The following is a 26,420-nucleotide window of genomic DNA, read 5'->3' on the forward strand; positions in this document are numbered from 1 at the left end:
CGGAGTACTGCGCCTCGGCCGGCGCCTTGTGCAGGTCGCTCCACAGCGCCTGCTCGAGCGCGGGCCCGTTCTCGCGCAGCAGGGCGGCGAGCGCATCGAGTTGCGCAAGCCGCCAGCGCAGCGGCTTGGTGCGGCCTTCCTCGTAGCTCGCGCGCAGTCGCGCGATCGTGTCGGCGACGGATTCCTGTGCCGCCCCCTCCCCCGCAGGAGTGCTCGTCATGCGCGCCAGCCTAGCCTTGTTGACCAGGCGTCAATAGCAGGTCCTCGCGGGAGCGCAGACCGAGATCGGGCGCGAACGCCGCGGTGAGACGCGGCCCCTCGGGGCTGTTCGGCTCGAGCCGCCAGACCCAGCGGAACGGCGTGCCCGTGAGCTGCAGATGCAGTTCGAGCACTCCCCTAACCCAGCCCGCCCGCGCGGCGCACGGCACCTCGGGCAGCGACTCGAGCGGCGAGGCGGTGCGCCCCGGAAGCCACTCGCGCCGACCGGCTGCGATGCGCTGAGCGCCGTCGGCTCCGACGAGCTCGAAGGTGATCGCGTCGTCGTCGAAGGCGAGCGAGATGCGCTCGACGCCCGACTCGTTCGCGGGAAGCTCGAAGACCCGCCCCGCGAGGGACGCCTCGGCCGCGTCATCCCTCTCGTCCACACGGGGCTCGGGAACGCGCCTGCCGGCGAGCTCGTGGACGTCGCCGTCGGGCTCGTCGGACGGCCGGAACCCGGCGGCGACGCCCGGGAGCAGTTCTGACCAGATCGCCTCGAGAATGCGGTTCGCGTCGGCGGCGCCCGAGGTCGTGGCGACGACCAGCTCGAGCTCGGGCACGACGACGGCGAACTGGCCGCACATGCCGTCGGCGCGGAATCCGTGGCTCGAGCGCCACAGCTGGTAGCCGTAGCCGATGCGCGACTCGTGGCTCTCGAACCAGGGGTTCCTCGTCTGGCTGGCGCTCGCCTCGTCGACCCAGTGCGCGGGCACGAGCTGCCGCCCCTCCCAGCTGCCGCGCTGCAGCAGCAGCTGCCCGAACTGCGCGAGCTGCCGGGTCGTGAGCTTGAGGCCGGTGCCGCCGTGCTCGATGCCGCGCGCGTCGCGCTCCCAGTGGGGCGTCGACCACCCGAGCGGGCCGAACAGCCGCTCGTCGAGGTACCCGGTGAGGCTCACGCCGGCGCGGCGCACGACCGCCGCTGCGAGCACGTAGGTGCACGCTGTGCTGTAGACGAAGTGCGTGCCCGGCGCGTGCGTCACGGGCGACTCGAAGAAGAGCTCGAGCCCATCGCGCTCGGGCAGGGCGCGCAGCACGCCCCACAGGTCGTCGGGGTGCCCGCTCGTCATCGTCAGCAGGTGCCGCACCGTCTGGCCGGGGATCTCGCGGAACTCGGGGAAGATCGCGTGCGTCGGCTCGTCGAGGGCGAGCAGCCCCTCGTCGATCGCGAGCCCCACCGCCATCGAGGTGAACGCCTTGCTCACCGAGAACATCATGTGCGGCTCGTCTGGCCGGTACGGATGCCACCACCCCTGCGCCACGACGCGCCCGTGCCGCGCGACGACGAGGCCGTGCACACCGAGCCCCTTCGTGTCGATCGCGTCGGCCAGCCGCACGATCGCGGCCGGGTCGATACCTACGGATGCCGGGCTCGAATGCTCCATCGCCATGGGTTCGACGTTACCCGCGCGCTCCGACAAGATGGCTCCATGCCACAGCCGCGCCGCCTGCCCTGGACCCTGCACGCCGACGGCAGGACGATCGCCCCTGACGCCATCGTCGGCCCCGGCGAGCGGCTCAGCTGGCCGCGCACGATCGGCATCGGCGCACAGCACGTCGTCGCGATGTTCGGCGCGACGTTCCTGGTCCCCGTGCTCACCGGGTTCCCGCCTGCCACGACCCTGCTGTTCTCGGGCGTCGGCACGCTCCTCTTCCTGCTGATCACCAAGAACCGGCTGCCCAGCTACCTCGGCTCGTCGTTCGCGTTCCTCGCGCCGATCGCGGCGGCGATGGGCGCCAAGTACCAGCACCTCGATCACCTGCCCGCCGCCCTGTTCGGCATCGTGGCCGTCGGCGTGCTTCTCGCCATCGTCGGGCTCCTCGTCATGGCCACGGGCACGGCCTGGATCGACGCGCTCATGCCCCCCGTCGTGGCGGGCGCCATCGTCGCGCTGATCGGCTTCAACCTGGCGCCGACGGCGGGGTCGAACTTCACGCAGGCGCCGCTGACGGCCGGCATCACGCTCGCGGCGATCATTCTCATCGCCGTCCTGTTCCGCGGGCTGCTCGGGCGGCTGTCGATCTTCCTCGGCGTCGTCGTCGGGTGGATCGCGGCCGCCGTTCAGGGGCAGGTGGATTTCTCGGCCGTCGGCACGGCGGCCTGGTTCGGCCTTCCCCGGTTCCACCTTCCGGCGAATCCGTTCGACGGCTCGCTGCCCACCTGGGGGCTGCTTCCGGCCTTCCTGCCCATCGTGCTCGCCCTGATCGCCGAGAACGTCGGGCATATCCGCGGCGTGGCAGCCATGTCGGGGCATCCCGAGCTGGGCAGGCTCACCGGCCGCGCCCTGTTCGCCGATGGCCTCTCGACCGTGATCGCCGGCATGTTCGGCGGCTCGGGAACGACGACCTACGGCGAGAACATCGGCACGATGGCCGCGACCCGCGTGTACTCCACGGCGGCGTACTGGGTGGCCGGCGTCATCGCGATCCTGCTCGGCCTGTGCCCCAAGATCGGCGCGATCATCTTCTCGATCCCGAGCGGTGTGCTCGGCGGCGCCACCGTCGCCCTCTACGGGCTCATCGGTGTCATCGGCATCAAGATCTGGATCGACAACAGGGTCGACTTCTCGCGCCCCCGCAACCAGTTCACCGCGGCCATCGCGCTCGTCATCGGCATCGCCAACATCCCGCTCACGCTCGGCGCCGTGCAGATCACCGGGATCGCGTTCGGCGCCATCGCAGCGGTCGTCGTCTACCACGTCATGACCTGGGTCGGCACGCGCCGGGGCACGGCCTGACCGCTTGGCGCGGCGCTCACCCCTGTCCCGTACTATCGCGCCTGTGACCAACGACACCGCGCCCCGCCCGACCGTGCGGGAGTGGTTCCTGACCGGCATGACCGACATCCGCGGCACGCAGGTCGGGCCGCACGCGAGGGAGTCAGAGAAACCCGCATCGTGGTGGCGCGTCATGTGCCTCACCGGCGTCGACTACTTCTCGACCCTCGGCTACCAGCCGGCCATCGCGGCGCTCGCAGCCGGCCTGATCGCGCCGTTCGCGACGGTCGTGCTCATCGTGCTGACGCTGTGCTGTGCGCTGCCCGTCTACCGGCGGGTCGCACGCGAGAGCTTCCGCGGTTCCGGGTCGATCGCGATGCTCGAGCGCACCCTGCCGTACTGGTGGGGCAAGCTGCTCGTGCTGGTGCTGCTGGGCTTCGCCGCGACCGACTTCATGATCACGATGACGCTGTCGGCGGCGGACGCCTCGGCGCACGCCCTCGAGAACCCGCTCACCCCGCACTGGTTCACGGGCACCGGCTGGCAGATCGGCGTGACGCTCTTCCTGCTCGCGCTGCTCGCCGTCGTCTTCCTGCGGGGCTTCCGCGAGGCGATCGGCATCGCCGTCGTGCTGGTCGCCGTCTACCTCGCGCTCAACGCCGTGGTCATCGTCGTCGCGTTCCTGCACATCGGCGCTCACCCGGTCGTCGTCGACGACTGGTGGGCGGCGATGTTCCGCCAGAACGGCAACTGGGCGCAGGTCATCGGCATCTCACTGCTCGTCTTCCCCAAGCTGGCGCTCGGCATGTCCGGCTTCGAGACCGGGGTGGCGGTGATGCCGCAGATCAAGGGCGGCCCCCACGACACCGGGAAGCTGCCGATGGGCCGCATCCGCGGCACGAAGCGCCTGCTCGCCACCGCCGCTGCGATCATGAGCGCGTTCCTCATCACGTCGAGCCTCGCGACGACGCTGCTCATTCCCCAGAAGGCCTTCCAGGCGGGCGGCCCGGCGAACGGCCGCGCCCTGGCCTATCTCGCGCACGAGTACCTCGGGCCGGCGTTCGGCAGCGTCTACGACCTGTCGACCATCCTCATCCTGTGGTTCGCCGGGGCATCCGCGATGGCCGGCCTGCTCAACCTGGTGCCGCGCTACCTGCCGCGCTACGGCATGGCGCCGCAGTGGGCGAGCGCGGTGCGCCCGCTCGTCGTCGTGTTCGCCCTGATCGGCTTCCTGATCACCCTGGTCTTCCGCGCGAACGTCGACGCGCAGGGCGGGGCGTACGCCACGGGCGTGCTCGTGCTGATGTGCTCGGCCGCCCTCGCGGTGACGATCTCGGCGTTCCGCCACCGGCAGCGCGCACGGATCTGGTCGTTCGGCTTCGTCACCGTGGCGTTCCTGTACTCGACGGTCGTGAACGTCATCGAACGGCCGGACGGCGTGCGCATCGCCGCGCTGTTCATCCTCGCGATCCTCGTCATCTCGCTCGTCTCGCGCGCCAAGCGCTCGTTCGAGCTGCGAGCCTCAGACGTGACCTTCGACGCCGTCGCCGAGGCGTGGCTGCTGGAGGACGCCGAGGACGAGTCCGGTGTGATCCGCATCGTCGCGCACGAGCCGGGCCCCGACACGAAGGACGAGTACAGCGCCAAGAGCAAGTCGGAGCGCTACTTCAGCCACATCCCGCAGGGCGCCCGGCTGCTCTTCATCGAGGTGCTGCCGAAGCCGCGCGTGCAGCAGGACGCCTCCGACTTCGTCGAGCCGCTGCTCGTGCGGGGCGTCGAGAAGCACGGCTACCGCGTGCTGCAGCTCGAGAGCATCTCGGTGCCGAACGCCATCGCCGCGGTGCTGCTCGAGATCCGCGAGCTGACCGGCATCGTGCCGAGCATCTACTTCCAGTGGAACGAGGGCAACCCGATCTCGAACATGGCGCGCTTCCTGCTCGACGGCACCGGCGAGATCGCGCCCGTCACGCGCGAGGTGCTGCGCGAAGCCGAGAAGAACCCTAAGCGTCGGCCGATCGTACACGTGAGCTGACCTGCCCGATGAAGTGCTGGAGGCGCTCGTACACCTCGACCGACTCGGGGTGGCCGGCGTCCTGCTGCCACGTGTGCTCGGTGTTGCGCGCGTCCCAGCCGTAGCTGACGAACTCGACGGGGATGCCCGCGCGCTCCGCCGCCTTCACGAAGTTGACGTTCGCGCGGTAGAAGATGTCACGCTCGCTGGTCGTGACGAGCACCGGCGGGAAGCTTTCGTCGACCCATTCGATGGGACTCAGCCAGCGCGATGCGCGCTGCAGCGACGCCGGCTTCATGCGGTGCCTGCGATAGCCGGGAAGCAGCATGCGCACGAAGTCGTGGCTCATGATGAACCCCGGCTCGAAGACGACGGAGAAGTCGACCGCGCCGCAGTGCAGCACCAGGCCGCCGAGCTCCTCGCGGGTGACGGCGGGGCGCAGGCGGAAGTGCGAGGCCAGCTCGGGCCGGGTCGTGGTCGCGCCGAGCAGGGCGGCGATCTGCGCCCCGGCGGAGTCGCCCCCGAGCACGATCGTGCTCGGGTCTCCGCCGTGCTCGGCGATGTGGGCGACCACCCAGCGCAGCGCCTCGTTCGCGTCGTTCAGCATGTGCCGCATGCCGAAGCCGCCGCCGCGCAGTCCGGCGCGGCGATAGTTGACGTTCACGACGACGATGCCGGTGGCCGCCTGCACGGCGCAGTACTTGGTGAGCGCCGACTTGTCGCCGCTCGTCCAGCCGCCGCCGTGGAAGTAGACGTACACCGGGAGCGCCGCGGTGTCTCCGGCTTCGCGATGCGGCGTCAGCACGTCGAGCCGGTGACCGGGGTGGCCGTCGCCGACGTAGTCGACGTCGAGGAGGTAGTCGACCGTGCTCACCGGCGTCGCGTTGAGCTTGCGCGACTGCCACGGCGCGAAGGGCAGCATCATGGCGGTCCATAGCCAGGGACCGACCGGGAAGGGCGCCGAGCGGCTACCGGAGCGCCGTGACATCGATCAGCGCCAGAAGAGCGAATGCATATGCGGATGCCGCGTCGGCGGCCTCGAAGTCGTGGTCTGCGCCACCGCTGTGCGTCGTGACGCGCCAGGCGCCGTCGGGACGCGCGGTCAGTGCCCGGAACGCGCCGCCGAGGCGCTCGCGCAGCTGATCCTCGCGAGGCAGCCACAGCGCCTGCTCGAGCGCGACGGAGTCGAGCGCCCACTCGGTCGTTCCGTTGAAGCCGAGGATCGTGCCTGTGTCGAACTCGTGCGGCTCGATGGTCATGTCCGAGACGGTGAACGTCTCGTCTGAGGCGAATTCGGGGCCTTCGATGCGGAAGAAGTCGCCCGGAGCGGGATGCCATTCCAACCCGGCATCCCGCAATTGCCGAGCGAGTGAGCTTCCGATCACACGCTCATTATGACCCCGCGAAACCGACCGGGAGCCGGGTGCCCGCTGAACGTCGGGTATGGCGGAATGGATCTGGCACTCTCGGTGTTCGAGTGCTAATGTCAGTCCTAGTTGAGTCGAGGTGGCTCAACCTTGGGACTACAGAGAAGGAGCTGATTCACATGGCAATGAACTTCGATCCCTTCCGCGAGTTCGACCGCCTGGCGGGCTCGTTCCTCGACCGCCCCGCCGGCCCGCGGCTCATGCCGATGGACCTCTACAAGGACGGCGAGACCTACGTCCTGTCTGCTGACCTGCCGGGCATCGACCCGGGCTCGGTCGACATCGACGTCGACGGCCAGCTGCTGACCATCCGCGCCCAGCGCACGCTGGCGACGGGCGAGGGCGTCAAGTGGCTGACCCGCGAGCGCCAGGGCGGCACGTTCCTGCGCCAGCTGAGCCTCGGCCAGGGCATCGACACCGAGAACATCACCGCCGACTACTCGAACGGCGTGCTCTCGATCACGATCCCGATGAGCGAGAAGGCCAAGCCGCGCAAGATCGCCGTGAGCTCGCGCGCCGAGACGACGCACCCCGCCGTCGAAGAGGCGCACAGCGAGCCCGCTGGCGCATAAGCACGGAAGCAGAAGGACCCCGGTTCGCCGGGGTCTTTCTCGTATCGGGGGCGGATGCCTCGCCTGCGCTACCTCGTCACCGCGACGAGCTTGCCGCGCACGTGGCCGGTCTCGAGGCGCGCGTATGCCTCGGCGAGCCGCTCGATCGGGTAGATCGCCTCGATCGGCACCGTGACCTGCCCGTCGGCGACGAGGCGCACGATCTCGCCGAACTGCTCCATCGTCGCCTGCGGGTTGCCGACGCCCTGTGCGCCGCGATGGCCGCGGGCGGCGATCGTGTTGATGCGCTCGAGCGGCACGCCCAGGGCGAGCGCGGCGTCGACCGAGTCGGGCCCGTTGTTGTCGAGCGCGGCGGTGAAACCCTGGGGCGCGGCATCCCTCAGCCTCTCGACCAGGCCGTCGCCGTAGGCGACGGGCGTGACGCCCAGCTCGCGCAGGAACTCGTGGTTGCGCTCGCTCGCCGTGCCGATCACGGTCGCGCCGCGGAGAACCGCGAGCTGCGCCGCGATCACGCCCACTCCCCCGGCGGCGGCACTCACGAGCACCGTATCGCCGGGGCCCGCGCCGACACGGTCGAGTGCCGCGATCGCCGTGCGCCCTGCGACCGGCAGGGCCCCTGCCGTGTCGTAGTCGAGCGCCTCTGGCTTCTCGATGAGGACGCCGTCGCGCTCGGCATCCGCGCCTTCTGCGGCGATGATCACGAAGTCGCCGATCGCGCGGTGGCGGCGCCCGCCGAGCACGGCCTCGCCGAGCCTAAAGCGGGTGACGCCCTCGCCCACCTCGTCGATGTCGCCCGCGAAGTCGAACCCCACCCCCGTGCCACCAGGCGTCGCGGCCGGGTCCGTGATGCCGTAGTTGGCCGCGGACTGCGCCGAGTGCATGATCTTGTAGTCGACCGGGTTGAGCCCGTTGGCGCACACGTGCACGCGCACCTCGCCCGGGCCGGGGTGCGGGGGCTCCTCGTCGACGATGCGCAGCACCTCTGCCGTCGGGCCGAATCGGTCGAATCGCGCAAATCGGGCCATAGAGCCAGCCTCTCATCTTGCGGCGGGCGGGTGCGGCGCCCGGCCGCTTGGACCGCCGCGGCGGCCTCCTCGCCGATCGTGGCCTAGCGTGGTGAGGGTGACCGACAACGCACCCGTTGCCAAGAGGATCCCGACCGAGCGCACCTTCCACGGCGACACCGTCGTCGACGACTACGAATGGCTGCGCGCCAAGGACGACCCCGAGGTGATCGCGCACCTCACCGCAGAGAACGCCTACGCCGAGGCGCGCAACGCGCACCTCGCGGGCCTGCGCGAGACGATCTTCGACGAGATCAGGTCCCGCACCCTCGAGACCGATCTCAGCGTGCCCGTGCGCGAGGGCGCGTGGTGGTACTACTCGCGCTCGTTCGAGGGCAAGCAGTACGGCGTGCAGTGCCGCGCGCCGATCGCCGGCCCCGACGACTGGACGCCGCCGCAGCCGGCCGAGGTGTCGGCCGAGGTGCCCGCCCTGCCCGGCGAGCAGGTGCTGTTCGACGCGAACCTCGAGAGCGAGGGTCACGAGTTCTTCTCGCTCGGAACGTTCGACGTGTCGGCTGACGGAGCTCTGCTCGCGTACGCCGTCGACGTCGAGGGCGACGAGCGTTACCTCCTCCGCGTGCGCGACCTCGCGACCGGCGCCGACCTCGACGACGAGGTGCCCGGCACCGCCGCCGGCGCCTTCTTCAGCCCCGATGGCCGCTTCGTGTTCTACACCACGGTCGATGACGCCTGGCGCCCGGACACCGTCTGGCGGCACGCGGTCGGCACGCCGGCATCCGCCGACGTGAAGGTCTTCCACGAACCGGACGAGCGCTTCTGGGTGGGCGCCGGCCTCACCCGCAGCCGGCGCTTCATCGAGGTGGGCGCGTCGTCGTCGATCACGAGCGAATCCTGGCTGATCGATGCGGATGACCCGACCGCCGCGCCCCGCATCGTGTGGCCGCGCCGCGAGGGCGTCGAGTACTCGGTCGACCATGCCGTCGTCGGCGGCGAGGACAGGCTGCTGATCCTGCACAACGACGGAGCCCTCGACTTCGAGCTCGTCGACGTGCCGGCATCCGACCCCACCGCGACGCCACGCGTGCTGATCGCGCATGATCCGGCCGTCCGCCTCGACGACATCGATGCGTTCGCCGAGCGCGTCGTCGTCGAGTATCGGCGCGAGGGTCTCACCCGCCTGGGCCTGCTGCCGATCACGGAGGACGGCTACGGCGCACTGACCGAGGTGCCCTTCGACGAGCCCCTCTACACCGTGCGGGCCTCGGGCAACCCCGAGTGGGAGCAGCCGACGATCCGGCTCGGCTATGGGTCGCTGGTGACGCCTTCGACCGTGTACGACCTGGTTCCTTCGACGGGCGAGCTTCGGATGCTCAAGCAGCAGCCGGTGCTCGGCGGCTACGACCCTGCGCGCTACGAGCAGCGGCGCGAGTGGGCCGTCGCCCCCGACGGAACGCGGGTGCCGATCTCGCTCGTGTACCGCCGGGACCTCGTCTCGCCGGGTGCCGCGCCGGCACCGCTCGAGCTGTACGGCTACGGCTCGTACGAGCACAGCATCGATCCCGCATTCAGCGTCGCCCGCCTGTCGTTGCTCGATCGCGGCGTCGTGTTCGCGATCGCGCACGTGCGCGGCGGCGGCGAGCTCGGCCGCTCCTGGTACGAGAACGGCAAGAAGCTCGCGAAACGCAACACCTTCACCGACTTCGTGGCGTGTGCGCGCCATCTCGTCGACACGGGGTGGACGTCGCCCGACCGAATGGTCGCCGAGGGCGGCAGTGCGGGCGGCCTGCTGATGGGAGCGGTCGCCAACCTCGCACCCGAGCTGTTCGCGGGCATCCTCGCCGACGTGCCGTTCGTCGATGCGCTCACGTCGATCCTCGACCCGTCGCTGCCGCTCACCGTCATCGAGTGGGACGAGTGGGGCGACCCCCTGCACGACGCCGAGGTGTACGAGTACATGCGCTCGTACACGCCGTATGAGAACGTGCGAGCGGATGCCGCATATCCTCCGATCCTCGCCGTGACCAGCCTCAACGACACCCGCGTGCTCTATGTGGAGCCGGCGAAGTGGGTCGCTCGTCTGCGCGCGCTGGGCGCCGATGCGCTGCTGAAGATCGAGATGGTCGCGGGCCACGGCGGCGTCTCTGGCCGCTACAACGCGTGGCGCGAGCGCGCGTGGGAACTCGCCTGGCTGCTCGACCGCCTCGGCCTCGCGCCCGCTGAGGATCCCGTCAGAGCTGTGGAAAGCTGACGCGCCGGCCTGCAGAGCACGCCACAGTGAACGGATGCCCCGCGCTGCGACTCGCTCTCTGTTGTGTTCTTTCGGCCACATCGCCACGCATGCCGAACTCCTCGAGGAGTTCGACGGCCAGGAATCTGCGATCCTCCCCTTTCGCATGAGCTACGGACGCTCCGAGCTTCTGCGGATGGGGGTTTACGTCTGCACCCACTTGACCGATCTCGAAAGGCTCGCGGCATGGTGCGGCGGGCAGCTCGACTGCGTCACGGTTCTGGCCGAGAGCGGGTTCTCAGTCGGCGACGGCGGTGAGCCGCACCTGAGGCTGCGGCGCGGTCAAGGTGGCGCTTCGGGCCGCCGACGCGCGGACGCGCCAATGGCGCACGTGCACTGGAGCAGGTTGCGCACGCCGGTTCCGTCGCGTGAGCAGGCAAAGCGCCTGGCGCGCTCAGGCGGACAACCGGATCGCCTGCGGGTTCCCCCGCGTGAAGCTCTGCGCCAGGCGATGACGACGTGCTTGAGCTATGCGGAGAGCGCGCAGCTGCTGGAGGCGATGTCTGAAGCCGGATTCCCGGCGGAGGACATCGCCCACGCCATCGCTGCTGCGCCGCGACGCGTCCACCTCGCCCTGCGGCGCCTGGACGCGGTTCCAGCGCCGGTCCGAGACGTCCTGTCGGATTCATATGAACGAGAGAACCACTTCTGAGCGCGACAGAACCATTGGTGCTCCAGCAGAACCATCTCTAGCGATAAGCACACCATTGGTGCTGCCGTGGATCCGTTGGCGCTTGTCGAGAACCAACGGCGCAGGCGCGGAACCAACGGTGCTCGGCCAGCACCAATGGTTCTGGGGTGCGAAGAAAAGGTTCTCTCGTTCAAGTGGAACGAAGGGGACGGCCCGAGGCGGAGCGCCGGAAGACGGTCAGCCGAAGAGGAGGGCCGCCTCTTCCCAGCGGCGGCGCGGGACCGAGTTCAGGCTGCGGGTCGCCTCGGTGATGCTGACGTCGACGACGTCCGTGCCGCGCAGAGCGACCATCGTGCCCCAACGCGCTTCGGTCACGGCATCCACCGCCGCCATCCCGAAACGGGTCGCCAGCACCCGGTCGAAGGCACTCGGCGCACCGCCGCGCTGAATATGCCCGATCACCGTCGCGCGCGACTCGATGCCCGTGCGCTCCTCGATCATCGGCGCCAGGATGTCGGCGATGCCGCCGAGCAGCGGGCGCCCGAAGGGGTCCAGGCCCTTGTGCGAGTGCGCGCCGTCCATCGTCGGCAGGTGGAAGCCCTCGCTGACCACGATCACGGGGGCGCGGCCGCGGTCGCGCACCGACTCGACCCATTCGCAGATCTGCTCGATCGTGGTGCTCACCTCGGGGATCAGGATGGCGTGCGCGCCCCCGGCCATCCCCGCGTGCAGGGCGATCCAGCCGACGTAGCGGCCCATCACCTCGACGACCATGCAGCGCTGGTGGGACTCGGCCGTGGTGCGCAGGCGATCGATCGCCTCGGTCGCGATGCCGACCGCCGTGTCGAAGCCGAAGGTGTAGTCGGTTGCCTGCAGGTCGTTGTCGATCGTCTTCGGGACGCCGACGATCTTCAACCCGTCATCGGAGAGGCGCCGCGCGGCAGCAAGCGTGCCTTCGCCGCCGATCGCGATGATCGCGTCGATGCCGTTCTTATCGAGCACCTTCTGGATGTTCTCGGGGCCGCCGCCCGCTTCGTAGGGGTTCGTGCGACTCGAGCCGAGGATCGTGCCGCCCTCTTTCGAGAGGCCGCGGACGCGGTGGCGGGGCAGCTCCATCAGGTCGCCCTCGACGACGCCCTTCCAGCCCCACTTGAAACCCAAGAAGTCGTGGCCGTACACGCGGTCCCCCTTGAGCACGGCACCCCTGATGACCGCGTTGAGCCCAGGGCAGTCTCCACCGGAGGTGAGAATTCCGATTCGCATGGCAGCTCCTTCTGCTTGGAGACTATCGATCGATCGGCCCCTAGCGGGACAGTCCCAGCGCCCTCGCGAGCTTTGAACCGGATGACGGAGGCTGCGCCCCCGCCGCGACGAGCCGCTCTTCGACCGCATCGAGCAAGGCCGCGCGATCGGATGCCTCGCCCGCGCTCCCGCCCGGAAGAAGCTCGACCTCCCACTCCTGCCAGCGCCGTTCCGTTCCGCTCGTCGGCCCCTCGCGCAGGTCTGTGGCCACGACGTGATCGTCGGCGAGCTCGATGAGGGGCTCGCCGGCGCTGTCGCGCAGCACGGTCGCGATCCGGTGATTGCGAATGCGCGCGATCGGTACGAGCCGTGCATCGCCCACGAGCTCGGCCAGCGCCGCGCGCACCTCGTCAGGGATCGCCTCGCCCTCACCCGGCTCGAACTGCTGCTCGCGCCGGCCTTCGGCGAGCGGCGGCCACTTGATGTGCCAGCCGGCGTCGTGCCCGCCGAGCCGTCGCCGCACGGCCACGCGTGCGTTCGCGAGCGTCAGCTCGGGGGTGTCGAAGTACGTGGCGTCGAGGTCGAACGCATCCGGAGCGTCGGCGGACGCGACCCGCGCGACACCGATCAGCGACGGCATCCGCGCCTCGTCATCGACGTCGTACTTGCGCTCGATCTCGACCTCGCCACCACTCATGTGAACAGTTTGGGCCATGCCGTCGGCGGAACCGGAATCGGGTATTGGCCTGCCGCAGGGCCCGGCGTACCCTGCATCCCATGAGCGACAGCCGACCCAGCGAATTCGACGAGGACGACGTCGATCTCGAGGACGAGGCTCCCGAGGACGTCGAGGACTACGAGCCCGAGGTGGAGAGCTACGACGAGGACGACATCGACCTCGACGACGACTTCGAGTCCGACGAAGAGGTGTTTCCCGACGACGAGCGCCCCACCGGCTATGACGATGAGCTCGACGAAGAAGACGAGGAATTCGACGACTTCGACGACGAATAGCGCCGACTGCGGCTAGTTGAGCGCGTCGCGCAGCAGCCCGACCAGTGCGTCGAGCTGAACGGATGCCTCGGAGCCCGGCTCGACGTCGATGCCGTCGAGCGCCCGCAGCGCAAGGCCCTGCTTGGCGTCGATGAGCTCGGCGATCTTCGAATCGATCGTCTGCGCCGCGATGATGCGCCACGCGGTGACGGGCTCTTCCTGGCCGATGCGGTGCACGCGGTCGATCGCCTGCGTCTGCTCGGCGGACGTCCACGACAGCTCGGCGAGCACGACGTTCGACGACACCTGCAGGTTGATGCCGACGCCGGCCGCGGTGAGCGAGCAGACCACGACGGAAACCTCGGGGTCGTTCTGGAACGCGTCGATCGCCTTCTGGCGCTCGATGGCGCTCTGGTCGCCGCGGATCGAGACCGCCCCCAGCTCGCGGGCCGCGAACAGCGCCTCTGCCTGATCCATGACGTCGATGTGCTTGGCGAAGAAGACGACCTTGCCGGTCGAGCGGGCGAGCTGCGCCGCGTAGTCGGCGGCGAGGCCGGCCTTCGCCTGGCCGATGCGGCGGACCATGGTGAAGACGTTCTCGCCGGTCTTCGCCCCCTTCGACTCCTCGAGCTCCGCGTGGGCCACGACCCTGATGAGGTGCTCGCGCCGGGCATCCGTGCCGCCTTCGACGCCCTCGCCGACGCCGGCCGCGAGCGCGCGCTCATAGCGCGCCACGAGGCGGGCCGCGAGCTCGCGCTCGGCCGCCTTGATCGAGCGGCCCAGCTCGTCGTCGAGCTCGACGGGCATGTCGACGATGCGCCGCGACGGCAGGTCGGCGGCGACGTCGATCTTGCGGCGGCGCACGATGCCGAGGTCGATCACGATCTCACGGGCCTCGGGGTAGAACTCGTGATCGGCGGGCGTCAGGCCGGTCTCTTCGAGGCGGTCCATGAGCTCGCGCGTGGGCTTGGTGCCGTCGATCCAGCCGAGGAACTGCCAGATGGCGCGGAAGTCGTCGATGTCGTTGATGAGCGGGGTGCCGGTGAGCGCGATGAGCAGCGGCTCGCCGCCCGGTGCGGTCTTGCGGATCGTGTCGGCGAGCGCCAGCACGTGCTGCGAGCGCTGGGAGTGCAGGTTCTTGATGAAGTGCGCCTCGTCGACGACCATGCCCTTGAAGCCCATCTGGGCGATCCAGGACAGGTGGCGGTCGAGCACCTCGTAGTTGACGACGACGATGTCGGCGAACGCGTCGAGACCGGCTCCGTCACCGTGGATGACGGTCGCGCGGCGCTGCGGCGTCCACCGCTCGACCTCGCGCGCCCAGTTCATCTTCACGACGTTGGGGACGACGGCGAGCAGCGGGTATGCCCCCGCGACGGATGCCGCGAGCAGGGACTGCGCGGTCTTGCCGAGGCCCGGCTCGTCGGCGAGCAGGAAGGTGCGGTGGCCGAGGCGGGCCGACTCGATGAACTGCGCCTGGTGGTGCATGAGCTCCATGCCGGGCGGGGCGTAGCGGTCGATCTTCGGTGCGGGCGGCAGCTCCATGCTGGCGATCTGGCCGCCTGCGCCCTGCTCGAACGACTTGAACAGGGGGCCGAGAAGCTCCCACGAGTCGAGGCGCCGGCGCGGCGCGGGCTGCGCCTGCTCGGCGTAGCGGGTGAAGTCGGGCGCGAGGAACGGATTCGACAGCTGCCGCGCCTTGACCGACTGCGGCACGACCTGCTTCTCGGCCAGCTCGGCCGAGAGCACCGGCTTGTTGTCGAGCACCTTCGGCTCTTCGACGACGATGACCAGGTCGTCGGGGCTGAGCGCGGTTCCGGACTCGAGCAGCCAGTCGCGGCGCATCTTCTGCGCGGCGGCCGACGGCGAGGCATCCGTCTCGAGCAACTGGATGAGGCTCGTGTCACGCGCCGCCGTCTTGGCGAGGATCTGCGCGATGCCGTCGAGTCGCTTGAGCTGCTCGGCGCGCTGCGCCTCGGTCAGCTCGGGGTCGGACTTGGCGCGCGCGCGCTCTTCGCGCATGAGCAGCGCGATGACCTGGAACTTGGTCCGGTTGGTCGGCCCGAGCTTCTTGCCGCCCTGCGCCTTGGCTTCCACCTCGCGCACGCGGCGGGCGAGGACGGGGATGAGGCCGTCATTGTTCTGATGACGGCGCCCGGAGCGTCGCTGCTGCGCGACGCGCTCTCCGGTCTGGGACATGTGCCTCCACGATCTGCGGGCCCCGACGGGAGAACCCCGGGAGCGGCCCGATGTACGGGGCGGATTCCGGGGCCGTGGCACGAACGAGCAGCGAAAGCCTCTCGGGCCGCGGCGGAGCGGGAATCCGCGCGATACCTGATTCTACCCCAGCCGCATCCTCGGCCCGCGAGCACTCACTGCGCGCGCCGCCGAGCCGGCCGGTCAGGAGCTCGGCGTGACCCTGATGATGACGCCGGCGGCGATGAATGTCGCGGCGCCGGCGATGCTGAGCCCCTGGAAGGCGACGTCAGGCAGCGGCAGGGGGAAGACCGGATTCCAGACCACGACGATCGCGGCGAGCCCGGCGACGAAGGCCCACTGCTTGCCCTGGATCGCGAACCACCCCGTGATCGCGGCGAGGATCGCCGCGGGGTACTCGATCCAGGTGTAGTTCTCGGACCCGATGAGGGCGAGGCCCGCCATCAGGACGATCGCCCCGAGGAAGCCGGGCGCGAGCGCGAGTCGGGCGGGCTGGGGTGCGTTCGTGGGGCGTGCCATGGCGAGGGGAAGCCTATCGGGTGCGGCCTCCTGCCCCGCTGAGCACGGGCCGCCACGAACGCGACCCCGACAGCTCAGACGGCGGCGAGCGCCTCGCCCTTGCGCAGCAGGAATGCGCTGGGCTCGCCGTCGCAGCGCGACCGCACGGTCACCTCGGACTGGCGCGCGAGCGTCGCGAAGTCGGCCTCGTCGAGGCGCGACATCGGCACGCGGCGCAGTTCGGCGTCGGCCGCGATGCCGCAGACGGCGAAGACCACGTCGGGCAGCTCGTCGACCTCCTCGGCATTGTCGAGGTAGACGATCGGAGCCCCCGAGCGGTCGAGCGGCAGCACGCTGAGGATCGCCGTCGCGGCCGCCTCGGTCGAGACGTGCGTCAGATCGATCACGGTGTGGTCCGGGCCACGCTGCGGCGTCGTGGCGCCGCCTGCCGTGAGGGTCAGCCACTGGCCGGGCTGCATGTCGTCGAGAACCGACAGGAGCGCGCCGGACAGGATCGGGTCGAGGTTTTTGAGCACGACGGTGCCTCTTTCAAAAGTCGTGAAACTGACTCTCCTCAACCCCGCTTGCGACACTAGCCGCGAGCATGGGGGCAGCAGAATTCCCCCAAGAGGGGGACCGGCTTCGCGACCCCTCAGGCGGCGAGCACGGGCCGCAGCACGGCGAACCAGGCCTCGTAACCGGCCTCGGTCAGATGCAGGCCGTCGACGGTGAACTCGGGCTTGAGGCCGCCGTCCTCGTCTGCGAGCGCGGGCCAGACATCCACGTAGCTGCACGGCACGGTGGGCACATAGCGCTCGAGCTGCTCGTTGACGGTGCGCACGATGTGCGCGTATTCGGGCTGCCGGGGAAGGATGCTCTGCATCACGATCTTCGCGTCGGGCAGTTTCTCGCGCAGCTGGGCGAGGATCGCCTGGATGTTCTCGACGACCTCTTCGACCGGGAACCGCCACCCGAAGTCGTTCGTGCCGATCTCGACCACGACGGTCGACGGGCCCGCGGCGACGACCTCGTCGAGGCGGTCCATGAGGTCGTGCGTGGTGTTCCCGCCGACGCCGAAGTTGATGACGTTCTGGCCCGGCAGCAGCTTCTGCCAGTCGCCGTTCTCGGTCAGGCTGTCGCCGACGAATGCGGTCACCGTCGCTTCGGTCATGTCCATGGCCTCCCTACGAGTACCTAAGGTAGCGAACTCGGGGGCGCGCGGAGGCGCGGAACGCGCACCTCAGTGCACGAGGGTGCGGCCCATGATCGCGCTGCTGAGCGCCTCGACGGGCTCGGTGGCCGACCGCGGGTTCGAGATCAGGGTGAAGTCGACGTCGCCGATCTCGGGAAGCCCGAGGCGATTGCTCACTTTCACGAGATCGCCGGGAATCAGCGTGCGCGGGAACACCGCGACCCCGAGCCCGGCCCTGACCGCCGAGAGCACGCCGTTGACCTCGCGCGTGTTGCAGGTGATGCGCCAGGTCCGACCGGCGCCCTCGAGGGCGTCGATCGCCATCCGCCGGCTCATCGACTGCTCCTGGTACGAGACGAGCGGCACGGGCTCGTCCGGCCCGAGCTGGATGCCGTCGAGGCCCATCCACACCATCTGGTCGGTGCTGACCTTGGTGCCCTCGCCGACACCTGGGGTCTGCTTGATGAAGATGAGATCGAGCTGACCCGAGCTGAGCCGGCGATGCAGGGCCCCCGACTGCCCGACGGTGAGCTCGAGGTTGAGCTGGGGATGCAGCGCGCGGAAGTCCCTGAGGATGCGGGGCAGCTGCGTCATCGTGAAGTCGTCCGCGGCGCCGAAGCGCAGCCGCCCGCGCATCGCCTTGCCGCTGAAATAGCTCTCGGCGGACGCGTGCGCCGCGAGGATGCTGCGCGCGAAGCCCGCCATGGCGTCGCCGTTGTCGGTGAGGCGCACCTGGCGCGTGTCCCGATCGATCAGGATGCGGCCCGCCTGCGACTCGAGGCGCCGCACGTGCTGGCTGACCGTGGGCTGGCTGAGCTGCAGGCGCTGCGCGGCTCGCGTGAAGCTGCCCGTCTCGGCGACCGCGAGGAAGCTGCGCAGCAGCACGGGATCGAACATGGGCGGCACCCTTCGCGAGCTATTACGTTTCCCAATGGGAGTTATTGCCACCATTCTAAGGACTTATCGAATCGATCCGACTAGCCTTGACGGGCTGTGACTGCGACGCCTGCGAATCCACCGACCGAACCGATGCTGGTGCTGTCCGGCCGTCCGCGCTGGCGCGACATGTTCGCTTCCCTGAAGGTCCCGAACTACCGGCTGTACGCAAGCGGTCAGATCGTCTCGACGACCGCCCAGGGCATGCAGCGCATCGCACAGGACTGGATCGTCCTGCAGCTCTCGGGCAACGTCGCCGACGTCGGCATCACCGTCGCGCTGCAGTTCGCGCCCATGCTGGTCTTCGGGCTCTACGGCGGCGTGATCGCCGATCGGTACCCCAAGCGGCGCATCCTGCAGGTGACGCAGACGATGATGGCGCTGCTCGCCGCCACCATGGCCGCCCTCATCTTCACCGGCTCGATCCAGGTGTGGATGATCTGGTGCATCGCCCTGCTCGGCGGCTTCGCGACGCTCATCGACAACCCGGCCCGCCAGTCCTTCGTCTCTGAGGTCGTCGGGCCGGCGCTGCTGCGCAACGCACTCAGCCTCAACTCCTCGACGTTCCAGCTCGGCGCCCTGATCGGACCCGCGGTGGGCGGCATCCTGCTGTCGGCGGTCGGCGGCGGCTGGTCGTTCGCGATCAACGCGCTCGCCTGCCTCGGCACCGTGTTCGCGCTCGGCCGACTCGACGGCTCGCGGCTGCTGCCGGCACCGAAGGCGCCGCGGCGCAAGGGCCAGCTGCGCGAGGGCCTCGAGTACGCGGCCCGCAAAGACGAGATCCTGTTCACCCTCATCGTGCTGACGTCGGTGGCGCTCTTCGTCTACACGATGCCGGTGCTGCTCACCGCCTTCGCCGACCACGTCTACGACGTCGGCTCGTCGGGCTACGGCATCTTCAACGCGCTCGTCGCGCTCGGCGCGCTGAGCGGTGCGCTGCTGTCCAATCTGCGGGCATCCGTCAGCCTGCGCACGGTCATCGTCGGCGCCGTGATCCTCGGCTTCGTGCAGGCGCTCGCCGGTCTCGCGCCGCAGCTCGGCATCTTCGCGGTCCTTCTCGTCGGGGCCGGGATGTCTCAGCTGCTGTATTTCATCGCGTCGAACTCCCTCGTCCAGATGTCGACGAACATCGCGATCCGCGGCCGCGTCATGGGGGTGTTCGTGCTCATCCAGCTCGGCGGCCAGTCGATCGGCGGCCCCCTGATGGGCTGGATCGTCGACAACTTCGGCCCGCACGTCGGCATGACCGTCTCCGGCACCATGCCGCTGCTCACGGCGCTGGTGGCGGGTGTGGTGCTCGTCAAACGCCGCGGCCAGACGGTCTCGGGCGCGGCGCGGCGCCTCGTGCAGCGGCACGTCTGAGCAGCCCTGTCGAGCCAATAGGCTGGGAGGCATGCCTGATTCCGTCGTCCTCGCCGTCGACTTCGGCGGCACCAAGGTCGAGGCCGCCCTCGTGCGCCCCGACGGCACGCTCGTCGTAGGGTCGCGGCTCCGCGCGGCGACCGGCCGCAGCGCCGAGCTGCACGACCTCGAGGCGTCCGTCGCCGAGGTCGTGCGACACGCGCTCGGCATGCTGGGCGAGCTCGGCAGCGAGGCCCGGCTGATCGGCGTCGGCATCGGCTGCGCCGGGCCGATCGACCGCGAGGCCGGTGCGATCTCGCCGCTCAACGTGCCCTCGTGGCGCGGCTACCCGATGCGGGCGCTGGTCGAGCGCATCGTGGCGGACGCCGGGCACCTGGTCCCCGTCGTGCTCGAGATGGACGGGGTCGCCATCGTCCTCGCCGAGCACTGGGTGGGGGCGGCGCAGGGCGCGCAGAACGTCATGGGCATGGTCGTCTCGACGGGTGTCGGGGGCGGCATCATCGCGGGCGGCAAGGTCGTCGTCGGGAAGACCGGCAACGCGGGGCACATCGGCCACGTCGACGTCGCAGGCTTCGAGGGCGAGAACACCTTCGGCAACGCGCACGTGCTCGAGGCGATCGCGAGCGGGCCGCACACCGTGGCGTACGCGCGGCGGAACGGCTTCGCGGGCACGACGGGCGAGGACCTCGCCGCCGCCTACGCCGCAGGCGACCCGGTCGCGCGCGCGGCGATCGAGCGCTGTGGGCGCGCCGTCGGCCAGGCGATCGCGAGCGCCACTGCCCTGCTCGACCTCGAGGTCGTCGCGATCGGCGGCGGCTTCTCGCAGGCGACGCCCGATCTGTTCGACTTCATTCGGGCCCAGATCGCGACGCACCACTTCGACTACGTCCGCAAGGTGCGCGTCGTGCCCTCCGGTCTCTCGGGCGAGGGCCCGCTGATCGGTGCCGCCGCCTTGATCTACCGCGCAGACCTCATCCCCGCTTAGGCGCAGCCCGCTCGCGATCGCGGGCGGGGTCGCCTCATGCCACCAGGATGCCGCGGGCGACCCGAACGTCGTCGGCGATCTGCTCGATGAGCGCCGGGATGCCGGTGAAGGCGGTCATGCCGCGAATGCGCGCGACGAACACCACCTCGACCTCGTGGTCGTACAGATCGATGGTGTGGTCGATGACGTGCGCCTCGACCTGCTTCTGCGGCACGCCTTCGAAGGTCGGGTTGTTGCCGACCGAGATCGCGGCCGGGTAGCGCGTGCCGTTGTCGACGAGCCACCCGGCATAGATGCCGTCGGCCGGGATCAGGCCTTCGGACTGCGGGGAGAGATTCGCGGTGGGGAATCCGAGCTCGCGCCCGCGCTTCGCGCCGTGGACGACCAGGCCGCGCAGCATCGGCGCACGGCCGAGCAGCCGCTCGGCCTGCTCGACGTCGCCTTCGGCGAGCAGTTGGCGGATGCGCGTCGACGACACCCGCTCCCCCGCGGTGCCGACCACGTCGTCGATCAGCTCGACGGTGAATCCGTGCTGCTCACCGAGCGCCCGCAGCTGCGCGACGTCGCCCGCGTTGCCGCTGCCGAAGCGGAAGTCGCTGCCGACGAACACGCGCCGGGCGTGCAGCGCCTTCACCAGGTACTCGGTGACGAAGCGCTCGGCACTGACCCGCGCGAAGGTCTCGTCGAAGCGCACCACGAGGGTCGCGTCGACCCCGGTCTCGGCGAGCAGATCGAGCTTCTGGTCGAGGCTCGCGAGCGCGTCAGGGCAGCGTTCAGGCGCGATCACCTCGAGCGGGTTCCGGTCGAAGGTGACCACCGCTGAGACGAGTCCCTCGGCCCGCGCCGCGGTGACGAGGCGGCCGATGACCGCTCGGTGCCCGGAGTGCACGCCGTCGAACTTGCCGATCGTGACCGCGCTCGGCCCGAAATCAGGGCCGATCTCGGACTCGGAGTGGAAGACCCTCACGCTGCCGCCTTTCCGCGGGAATCGGCGCCGGCTCGATCGGGGCGCGGGCGGGCCGGATGCGTCTTCAGCCACCACATTCCCGCCAGCGGAAGCACGAGCGGGACGAACCAGTAGCCCTGCCCGAAGACCGTCCACACGGTGGCGGTGTCGCCGAATGCGTCGCCCGAGTCGGGGCCGAGCGCGTCCGGGAAGAACGTCGTGATCGCCCCGATCACCACGACGCCGGCGAACTCGACCGAGACGGTGACCCAGGCGATGCGGTGCCAGACGCCCCGGTGCACGATGAGCGCGACCATCGCGAGCACGTAGACGAGCGCGGACACCCCTGAGATCGAGATCGCGATCGGCGCCTTCGAGAAGTGGTCGATGATCTGGAAGGCGCTGCGCCCGACCGCCGCCATCACGAGCACGGCGTACACGGCGACGAGCACCGTGAGGGTGCCGGTGCCGACCAGGCGCGGCATTGCGGCCGAGAGCCTCTCGGTGACGGATCTGGACTCGGACATCGCAAAGTCGATTCTAGTTCGGCTCGTGGTCGCGCTCCGGCCCCGGTGCTCGCTTCGCTCGCGCCGGGGTGATCCGTCCGTGCGGTTCGCGGCATGCCACCGGCATGCCGCTCACGCGCCCGTCCAGATCACCCACATCCTGTACAGCATCACGGCGACGGCGAGCCCCGCGACGCCGAGCACGACGACGCTCCACCGCCCGCGCTCGACGAGCGCCCACACCATCGCGAGCAGCGGCACGAGCACGATGGCGACCTGGTACATCCAGAACTCGAGCAGGCTGCCCGTCGGGTGGTTGCCGACCGCCGGCGCGATCGCGGACGTGACGAGCTGCGCGATCAGCAGCAGCGCGACGAACGCGATCGGGCCCATGCTGAGGTCGCTCGGCGTGCGCCCGATGAGCCCGAGCACGAGGCAGAGCACCCCCGCGGCGAGCGCGATGACGATCTGCGTGAAGGTGAACCACTCGACCACTCAGGACTCCTGACTCGGGAAACCGGTCTCGACGCGCACCACGCCGGTCGCCGACACGGCGGCGAGGGCGACGAGGCGGCCGGCCCCGTCGATCGCGGCGCGGATGCCCGGGGCGCCAGGCGCGGCGACGTGGAGCTTCTTGCCGTGCCCGAGGTCGATCGCCTGCTGCGCGTCGAGTTCGAGCACGGGGAACAGTCTGGCAGCGGCGTCCGCCGGCGTCAGCAGCACGTCGGGCACGGCGACGTCGCCACCGGCCAGCGCGTCGAGCGGGGTCGCGGCCGCGACGGCGAAGGGCCCCACCGAGGTGCGTCGCAGCATGGTCAGGTGGCCGCCGACCCCGAGCGCGGCGCCGAGGTCGCGGGCCAGCGCGCGGATGTAGGTGCCGGAGGAGCAGGCGACCGTCACGTCGAGGTCGATCAGGCCCGGCATCCGCCTCGTCTCGCGCAGCGCGAACTCGTGGATCGTGACAGGCCGCGCAGCAAGCTCGACGTCTTCGCCCGCGCGAGCGCGCGCGTAGGCGCGCTTCCCGTCGACCTTGATCGCGCTCACCGTGCTCGGCACCTGCTCGATGGGCCCGGTGAGGGCGCGGATGCCTGCGCCGATCGCCTCGCCCGTGACGGCGTCGACCGCGTCGGCCTCGGCGCGCGCCGTGACGTCTCCCTCGGCGTCGTCGGTGACCGTCGACTCCCCCAGGCGGATCGTGGCGTCGTACACCTTGTCGGTGCCGACCACGTGCGTCAGCAGCCGCGTCGCCGAGCCGACGCCGACGATGAGCAGGCCGGTGGCCATCGGGTCGAGGGTGCCCGCGTGGCCGACCTTCCGCGTTCCCGCGGCGCGGCGCATGCGCGCCACCACGTCGTGGCTCGTGAGCCCCTGCGGCTTGTCGACGAGGACGACGCCGTTCGGCGGCGGCGACACCGGGCTCACGGGGCGGCCTTCGTCGGCGCCACAACCAGGTCGAGCTTCTCGCCGAAGGCGCAGGCGAGCAGCTCCCGCGCCATCTCGTCGGACTCGTAGAGTCCCGTCATCTGCAGCGTGAGCAGCGTGTTGAGCAGCATGCCGCCTGCGAGGAAGTCGCGCACCTCTTCCGGGCTCAGCCCCGCCTCGTCGCGCAGCAGCCGGTAGATGTCGAGGAAGCCCTCGCGCGCATACCGGCCGATCACGGGGTCGTGGCCGAGCAGGAAGCCCTGTGCGAGGGGCAGCACGATGTCGCCCTCGCCGACGAGGTCGACATAGGCGCGGCCGAGGAACCTCTTGAGCCCCTGGTTGTCGAGCGCCTTCACCTCCGGGCGGGCGAGCGCGGCGCGCAGCCGCGTCTCGAGGCTGTCGCGAGCGCGCAGCAGCAGCTCGCAGAACAGCTTCTCCTTGCTGCCGAACATCCGCACGACGTAGGGCTGGCTGATGCCCGCCGCCTGGGCGACCTGGTCGGTGGTCGTGCCCGCATAGCCCCGCTCCCCGAACACCCTCGCGGCGGCATCCAGGATCTGCTCGCGGCGCTCCGCGGCGGGAATCCGCTCGCTCCTCGACTCGCTCATGCTTGACAGGTTATCAGTCGATAACTTATCGTCTCGGCTTGTAATCATTCAATTACCACTCTTGGAGAACGACATGACTGTTCCCGTCGCGACCGAGGCCGCGCAGACTGGCGGGGTGCCCCCGCTCGCCCGCCGCCGGCCGCTGTGGCTCGTGATCGCCGCGGCCTCGCTGCCCATGTTCATGGGCACGCTCGACAACCTGGTCGTCACGAACGCCCTGCCGGTCATCGGCCGCGACCTGTCCGCCGGCATCGACGAGCTCGAGTGGGTCATCAACGCGTATGCCCTCGCCTTCGCGAGCTTCATCCTGACCGCCGCAGCGCTCGGCGACCGCCTGGGCCGCCGCAGCGTCTTCGTGGTGGGCATCGGGCTGTTCACGGTTGCCTCAGCGCTGTCGGCGCTCAGCACCGAGCCGTGGCAGCTCATCGCCGCCCGCGCTCTGCAGGGCGTCGGGGCCGCGGCACTGATGCCGCTGTCGCTCACGATGCTCGCCGGCTCGGTCAGCGAGAAGGCGCGGCCGGCCGCCATCGGCGTGTGGGGCGGCGTCGCCGGTCTCGGCGTCGCGCTCGGCCCGCTCATCGGCGGCGCGGTCACCCAGGGCTGGGCCTGGCAGGGCATCTTCTGGGTCAACGTGCCCGTCGGCATCGTCGCGGTGCCGCTCGTGCTGTGGGCGCTGCCCAACAGCTTCGGGGCGAGGCTGCGCAGCGACCTGATCGGCCTCGTGCTCGCCGGCAGCGGCGTCTTCGGAATCGTCTACGGCATCGTGCGCGGCAACGACGCCGGCTGGGGCAGCGGCGAGGTGCTCACCGCGCTGATCGGCGGCGGCGCGCTCATCGCGGCGTTCATCTGGTGGGAGACCCGTGCGGCGGCCCCGATGCTGCCGCTGCGCCTGTTCCGCTTTCCGAGCTTCACGATCGCCAACGCCGTCGGCCTGATCTTCAGCTTCGGCATCTTCGGGTCGATCTTCATCCTCATCCAGTTCCTGCAGGTGGTGCAGGGCAAGAATCCGCTCGAAGCCGGCGAGATGACCATGCCGTGGACCCTGCTGCCGCTCGTGATCTCCCCGCTCACCGGCTTCCTGCTGGTCCCGAGATTCGGGCCGAGGATGCCTGTCGCGTCCGGCCTCGCCATCTCGGCCGTCGCCATCGGGTGGATCGCGCTGATCATGGCACCCGACCTCACCTTCGCGCACATGGTGCCCCCGTTCCTGCTCGCCGGGCTCGGCATGGGGCTCATCTTCGCCCCGTCGTCGACGGCGGTGCTCATGGACATGCCCGCACCCGATCACGCCAAGGCCTCTGGGGCGAACTCGACGCTGCGCGAGATCGGCACCGCCCTCGGAATCGCGGTGCTGACCGCCGTCTTCACGGGCGCGGGCGGCCAGCTGACGCCGACCGGCTACGTGGATGCCGCGCAGAAGGCGGTCCTCGTCGGGGCCGCCGTGCTCGCCCTCGCGGCCCTCGTCTCGCTCGGCTTGCCCGGACGCCGGGCGGTCGCCGCGACCTCACTTTCCCCCGAAGTGTGAGTTCGGGCTGTTGATTCGCGGCCGCAGGCACCCGAACTGACACCTCGGGTGCCTGCGCCGTAGGGTGGGTGCGTGCGTGTCGGGGTGATCGGAGCCGGAGCCGTCGGCGGCACCATCGCAGCACTGCTCGACCGCGCCGGCCACGAGGTCGAGGTCACCGCGCGCGGCGCCACCCTCGCCGCGATCGCCGGTGCCGGGCTGCACCTCGACGGCGCGTGGGGCGAGCACACCGCGCGCGTCTGCGCTGCCGAGACGCTCACCCGCACCCCCGAGATCGCGTTCCTGACGACGAAGGCGCAGGATGCGGCATCCGCCCTCGCCGTAAACCGGGACCACCTCGAAGGCGTGCCGCTCATCGTCGTGCAGAACGGGCTCGAGGGCCTCGACACGGCGCACCGGGTGCTGCCCGGCTCACCCGCGTTCGGCGCGCTCGCGCTCTACGCTGCGCAAAACGTCGAGCCCGGGCGCGTGACCATCACGGCCGCGGGCACGACCGTTGTCGACCGCTCGCGCGAGGCGACGGCGCTGCTGGCCTCGGTCATGCCGGCGCAGGTCACCGACGACTTCCGCGGCGCACAGTGGACCAAGCTCGTGATCAACATGGTCAACGGCACGCCTGCCGCCACCGGTCTGTCGGTGCAGCAGACCGTCGCCGATGCGCGGCTGCGGCCGATCGTCACCGGCCTCATCCGCGAAGCAGCCAGGGCCGGGCTCGCCCACGGCGTGCACTTCGACACCATCCAGGGCCTCTCGCACACCGGCGCGCGCTTCGCCGCCGCCGCCCCCCTGTGGGCCGCGCAGGTGCTGCCGCGGCTGATGGCGCGCCGCATGGGCTCGGTGCCCAACCTCGGCTCCACCCTGCAGAGCCTGAAGCGCGGGCAGCTCACCGAGATCGACTTCCTGAACGGCGCCGTCGTCGCCCAGTCCGCAGAAGTCGGCCTGCGCGCGCCCGTCAATCAGGCGATCGTGGATGCCGTGCACGAGGTCGAGCGCACGCGCCGTTTCCTCGAGCCGGGCGAGTTGGCCGAGCGGGTGCGGGCCGAGCAGTCGGCGCGGCGCTAGG

26 protein-coding genes and 1 pseudogene are annotated in these 26,420 nt (G+C 70.3%); 10 read left to right on the forward strand and 17 right to left on the reverse strand.

All coding sequences use genetic code 11. From position 1 onward, the window contains the following. Together ACM2XV_RS02090 and ACM2XV_RS02095 are read right to left on the reverse strand one after the other, a co-directional pair. A pseudogene (locus ACM2XV_RS02090) lies at positions 1-220 on the reverse strand (aldehyde dehydrogenase family protein); the annotation flags it as partial. A gap of 10 nt (positions 221-230) precedes the next feature. Beyond that, positions 231-1,646 (reverse strand): serine hydrolase domain-containing protein, encoded by a 1,416-nt coding sequence (locus ACM2XV_RS02095; protein ID WP_344773103.1) that lies wholly within the window; start codon positions 1,644-1,646, stop codon positions 231-233. Positions 1,647-1,685: 39 nt separating this feature from the next. Between ACM2XV_RS02095 and ACM2XV_RS02100 the strand changes: the two genes are divergently transcribed. Together ACM2XV_RS02100 and ACM2XV_RS02105 are read left to right on the forward strand one after the other, a co-directional pair. Beyond that, on the forward strand, positions 1,686-2,993 hold the full coding sequence (locus tag ACM2XV_RS02100) for a uracil-xanthine permease family protein (RefSeq protein WP_344773105.1): 1,308 nt from the start codon (positions 1,686-1,688) through the stop codon (positions 2,991-2,993). A gap of 97 nt (positions 2,994-3,090) precedes the next feature. After that, positions 3,091-5,004: an APC family permease gene (locus tag ACM2XV_RS02105; RefSeq protein ID WP_344773307.1), complete on the forward strand. Its 1,914-nt coding sequence runs from the start codon at positions 3,091-3,093 to the stop codon at positions 5,002-5,004. Here the strand turns inward: ACM2XV_RS02105 and ACM2XV_RS02110 are convergent. Then, a complete protein-coding gene (locus tag ACM2XV_RS02110) occupies positions 4,973-5,908 on the reverse strand; it encodes an alpha/beta hydrolase (protein WP_344773107.1) in 936 nt (311 codons plus the stop codon). The two genes, ACM2XV_RS02105 and ACM2XV_RS02110, sit on opposite strands and share 32 nt — an antisense overlap. Before the next feature lie 43 nt (positions 5,909-5,951). Further along, a complete protein-coding gene (locus ACM2XV_RS02115; protein ID WP_344773109.1) occupies positions 5,952-6,368 on the reverse strand; it encodes a hypothetical protein in 417 nt (138 codons plus the stop codon). Between the two features lie 161 nt (positions 6,369-6,529). Between ACM2XV_RS02115 and ACM2XV_RS02120 the strand changes: the two genes are divergently transcribed. Beyond that, on the forward strand, positions 6,530-6,982 hold the full coding sequence (locus tag ACM2XV_RS02120; protein WP_344773110.1) for an Hsp20/alpha crystallin family protein: 453 nt from the start codon (positions 6,530-6,532) through the stop codon (positions 6,980-6,982). A 68-nt stretch (positions 6,983-7,050) separates the two neighbouring features. Here the strand turns inward: ACM2XV_RS02120 and ACM2XV_RS02125 are convergent, their stop codons facing one another. Beyond that, positions 7,051-8,007, reverse strand: a complete 957-nt coding sequence (locus ACM2XV_RS02125; protein ID WP_344773111.1) for an NADP-dependent oxidoreductase — start codon at positions 8,005-8,007, stop codon at positions 7,051-7,053. A 97-nt stretch (positions 8,008-8,104) separates the two neighbouring features. Here ACM2XV_RS02125 and ACM2XV_RS02130 point away from each other — a divergent pair, with 97 nt between their 5' ends. Continuing rightward, positions 8,105-10,255: a S9 family peptidase gene (locus ACM2XV_RS02130; RefSeq protein WP_344773113.1), complete on the forward strand. Its 2,151-nt coding sequence runs from the start codon at positions 8,105-8,107 to the stop codon at positions 10,253-10,255. Between the two features lie 34 nt (positions 10,256-10,289). Beyond that, positions 10,290-10,946, forward strand: a complete 657-nt coding sequence (locus ACM2XV_RS02135) for a hypothetical protein (RefSeq protein WP_344773115.1) — start codon at positions 10,290-10,292, stop codon at positions 10,944-10,946. Between the two features lie 216 nt (positions 10,947-11,162). Here ACM2XV_RS02135 and ACM2XV_RS02140 read toward each other — a convergent pair whose 3' ends face one another. Continuing rightward, complete coding sequence (locus ACM2XV_RS02140; RefSeq protein ID WP_344773116.1) at positions 11,163-12,188, reverse strand: 6-phosphofructokinase; 1,026 nt, start codon at positions 12,186-12,188, stop codon at positions 11,163-11,165. A gap of 40 nt (positions 12,189-12,228) precedes the next feature. Further along, a complete protein-coding gene (locus tag ACM2XV_RS02145) occupies positions 12,229-12,864 on the reverse strand; it encodes a CYTH domain-containing protein (RefSeq protein WP_344773118.1) in 636 nt (211 codons plus the stop codon). Positions 12,865-12,944: 80 nt separating this feature from the next. Here ACM2XV_RS02145 and ACM2XV_RS02150 point away from each other — a divergent pair, with 80 nt between their 5' ends. Next, on the forward strand, positions 12,945-13,181 hold the full coding sequence (locus ACM2XV_RS02150; protein WP_344773120.1) for a hypothetical protein: 237 nt from the start codon (positions 12,945-12,947) through the stop codon (positions 13,179-13,181). A gap of 12 nt (positions 13,182-13,193) precedes the next feature. Here ACM2XV_RS02150 and ACM2XV_RS02155 read toward each other — a convergent pair whose 3' ends face one another. From ACM2XV_RS02155 to ACM2XV_RS02175, 5 genes are all read right to left on the reverse strand, one after another. After that, entirely contained in the window at positions 13,194-15,359 is a 2,166-nt protein-coding gene (locus ACM2XV_RS02155) for a DEAD/DEAH box helicase (protein ID WP_344773122.1), read from the reverse strand. A 201-nt stretch (positions 15,360-15,560) separates the two neighbouring features. After that, on the reverse strand, positions 15,561-15,896 hold the full coding sequence (locus ACM2XV_RS02160) for a DUF6804 family protein (RefSeq protein ID WP_344773124.1): 336 nt from the start codon (positions 15,894-15,896) through the stop codon (positions 15,561-15,563). A 74-nt stretch (positions 15,897-15,970) separates the two neighbouring features. Next, positions 15,971-16,411, reverse strand: a complete 441-nt coding sequence (locus ACM2XV_RS02165; RefSeq protein ID WP_487025832.1) for an RbsD/FucU family protein — start codon at positions 16,409-16,411, stop codon at positions 15,971-15,973. 116 nt (positions 16,412-16,527) lie between these two features. Next, positions 16,528-17,046, reverse strand: coding sequence for a GDSL-type esterase/lipase family protein (locus ACM2XV_RS02170; RefSeq protein ID WP_487025833.1), 519 nt, complete (start codon positions 17,044-17,046; stop codon positions 16,528-16,530). Positions 17,047-17,115: 69 nt separating this feature from the next. Beyond that, positions 17,116-17,964, reverse strand: a complete 849-nt coding sequence (locus tag ACM2XV_RS02175; protein WP_487025834.1) for a LysR family transcriptional regulator — start codon at positions 17,962-17,964, stop codon at positions 17,116-17,118. Positions 17,965-18,060: 96 nt separating this feature from the next. Between ACM2XV_RS02175 and ACM2XV_RS02180 the strand changes: the two genes are divergently transcribed. Together ACM2XV_RS02180 and ACM2XV_RS02185 are read left to right on the forward strand one after the other, a co-directional pair. After that, entirely contained in the window at positions 18,061-19,365 is a 1,305-nt protein-coding gene (locus tag ACM2XV_RS02180) for an MFS transporter (protein WP_344773132.1), read from the forward strand. 31 nt (positions 19,366-19,396) lie between these two features. Beyond that, on the forward strand, positions 19,397-20,350 hold the full coding sequence (locus ACM2XV_RS02185; protein ID WP_487025835.1) for an ROK family protein: 954 nt from the start codon (positions 19,397-19,399) through the stop codon (positions 20,348-20,350). Between the two features lie 34 nt (positions 20,351-20,384). Here ACM2XV_RS02185 and ACM2XV_RS02190 read toward each other — a convergent pair whose 3' ends face one another. The 5 genes from ACM2XV_RS02190 to ACM2XV_RS02210 all read right to left on the reverse strand — a co-directional run bounded on the left by ACM2XV_RS02190 (position 20,385) and on the right by ACM2XV_RS02210 (position 23,832). Then, a complete protein-coding gene (locus tag ACM2XV_RS02190; protein ID WP_487025836.1) occupies positions 20,385-21,317 on the reverse strand; it encodes a bifunctional riboflavin kinase/FAD synthetase in 933 nt (310 codons plus the stop codon). Further along, positions 21,314-21,823 (reverse strand): hypothetical protein, encoded by a 510-nt coding sequence (locus tag ACM2XV_RS02195; RefSeq protein WP_487025837.1) that lies wholly within the window; start codon positions 21,821-21,823, stop codon positions 21,314-21,316. Before ACM2XV_RS02195 ends, ACM2XV_RS02190 begins: the two co-directional genes overlap by 4 nt. A 111-nt stretch (positions 21,824-21,934) precedes the next feature. Beyond that, positions 21,935-22,297 carry a hypothetical protein gene (locus tag ACM2XV_RS02200; protein WP_344773140.1) on the reverse strand — a complete coding sequence of 121 codons (363 nt, stop codon included), beginning with the start codon at positions 22,295-22,297 and terminating at the stop codon, positions 21,935-21,937. Further along, entirely contained in the window at positions 22,298-23,224 is a 927-nt protein-coding gene (truB, locus tag ACM2XV_RS02205; RefSeq protein ID WP_344773142.1) for a tRNA pseudouridine(55) synthase TruB, read from the reverse strand. Continuing rightward, the gene (locus ACM2XV_RS02210; RefSeq protein ID WP_487025838.1) at positions 23,221-23,832 is read right to left on the reverse strand and encodes a TetR/AcrR family transcriptional regulator; all 612 of its coding nucleotides are present in this window, start codon (positions 23,830-23,832) and stop codon (positions 23,221-23,223) included. Before ACM2XV_RS02210 ends, truB begins: the two co-directional genes overlap by 4 nt. 73 nt (positions 23,833-23,905) lie before the next feature. Here ACM2XV_RS02210 and ACM2XV_RS02215 point away from each other — a divergent pair, with 73 nt between their 5' ends. Further along, on the forward strand, positions 23,906-25,357 hold the full coding sequence (locus tag ACM2XV_RS02215; protein WP_487025839.1) for a DHA2 family efflux MFS transporter permease subunit: 1,452 nt from the start codon (positions 23,906-23,908) through the stop codon (positions 25,355-25,357). Between the two features lie 72 nt (positions 25,358-25,429). After that, the gene (locus ACM2XV_RS02220) at positions 25,430-26,419 is read left to right on the forward strand and encodes a ketopantoate reductase family protein (RefSeq protein ID WP_344773148.1); all 990 of its coding nucleotides are present in this window, start codon (positions 25,430-25,432) and stop codon (positions 26,417-26,419) included. The last annotated feature ends 1 nt before the right edge of the window (position 26,420 follow it).

It is taken from the genome of Gryllotalpicola sp. CP2-P1 (assembly GCF_057512245.1).

Coding starts and splice junctions, on each gene's coding strand:
- ACM2XV_RS02095 (WP_344773103.1), bottom strand. CDS start 1,646: ATGGCGATGGAGCATTCGAGCCCGGCATCCGTAGGTATCGACCCGGCC.
- ACM2XV_RS02100 (WP_344773105.1), top strand. CDS start 1,686: ATGCCACAGCCGCGCCGCCTGCCCTGGACCCTGCACGCCGACGGCAGG.
- ACM2XV_RS02105 (WP_344773307.1), top strand. CDS start 3,091: ATGACCGACATCCGCGGCACGCAGGTCGGGCCGCACGCGAGGGAGTCA.
- ACM2XV_RS02110 (WP_344773107.1), bottom strand. CDS start 5,908: ATGATGCTGCCCTTCGCGCCGTGGCAGTCGCGCAAGCTCAACGCGACG.
- ACM2XV_RS02120 (WP_344773110.1), top strand. CDS start 6,530: ATGGCAATGAACTTCGATCCCTTCCGCGAGTTCGACCGCCTGGCGGGC.
- ACM2XV_RS02125 (WP_344773111.1), bottom strand. CDS start 8,007: ATGGCCCGATTTGCGCGATTCGACCGATTCGGCCCGACGGCAGAGGTG.
- ACM2XV_RS02135 (WP_344773115.1), top strand. CDS start 10,290: ATGCCCCGCGCTGCGACTCGCTCTCTGTTGTGTTCTTTCGGCCACATC.
- ACM2XV_RS02140 (WP_344773116.1), bottom strand. CDS start 12,188: ATGCGAATCGGAATTCTCACCTCCGGTGGAGACTGCCCTGGGCTCAAC.
- ACM2XV_RS02145 (WP_344773118.1), bottom strand. CDS start 12,864: ATGAGTGGTGGCGAGGTCGAGATCGAGCGCAAGTACGACGTCGATGAC.
- ACM2XV_RS02150 (WP_344773120.1), top strand. CDS start 12,945: ATGAGCGACAGCCGACCCAGCGAATTCGACGAGGACGACGTCGATCTC.
- ACM2XV_RS02155 (WP_344773122.1), bottom strand. CDS start 15,359: ATGTCCCAGACCGGAGAGCGCGTCGCGCAGCAGCGACGCTCCGGGCGC.
- ACM2XV_RS02160 (WP_344773124.1), bottom strand. CDS start 15,896: ATGGCACGCCCCACGAACGCACCCCAGCCCGCCCGACTCGCGCTCGCG.
- ACM2XV_RS02170 (WP_487025833.1), bottom strand. CDS start 17,046: ATGACCGAAGCGACGGTGACCGCATTCGTCGGCGACAGCCTGACCGAG.
- ACM2XV_RS02175 (WP_487025834.1), bottom strand. CDS start 17,964: ATGTTCGATCCCGTGCTGCTGCGCAGCTTCCTCGCGGTCGCCGAGACG.
- ACM2XV_RS02185 (WP_487025835.1), top strand. CDS start 19,397: ATGCCTGATTCCGTCGTCCTCGCCGTCGACTTCGGCGGCACCAAGGTC.
- ACM2XV_RS02195 (WP_487025837.1), bottom strand. CDS start 21,823: ATGTCCGAGTCCAGATCCGTCACCGAGAGGCTCTCGGCCGCAATGCCG.
- ACM2XV_RS02210 (WP_487025838.1), bottom strand. CDS start 23,832: ATGAGCGAGTCGAGGAGCGAGCGGATTCCCGCCGCGGAGCGCCGCGAG.
- ACM2XV_RS02215 (WP_487025839.1), top strand. CDS start 23,906: ATGACTGTTCCCGTCGCGACCGAGGCCGCGCAGACTGGCGGGGTGCCC.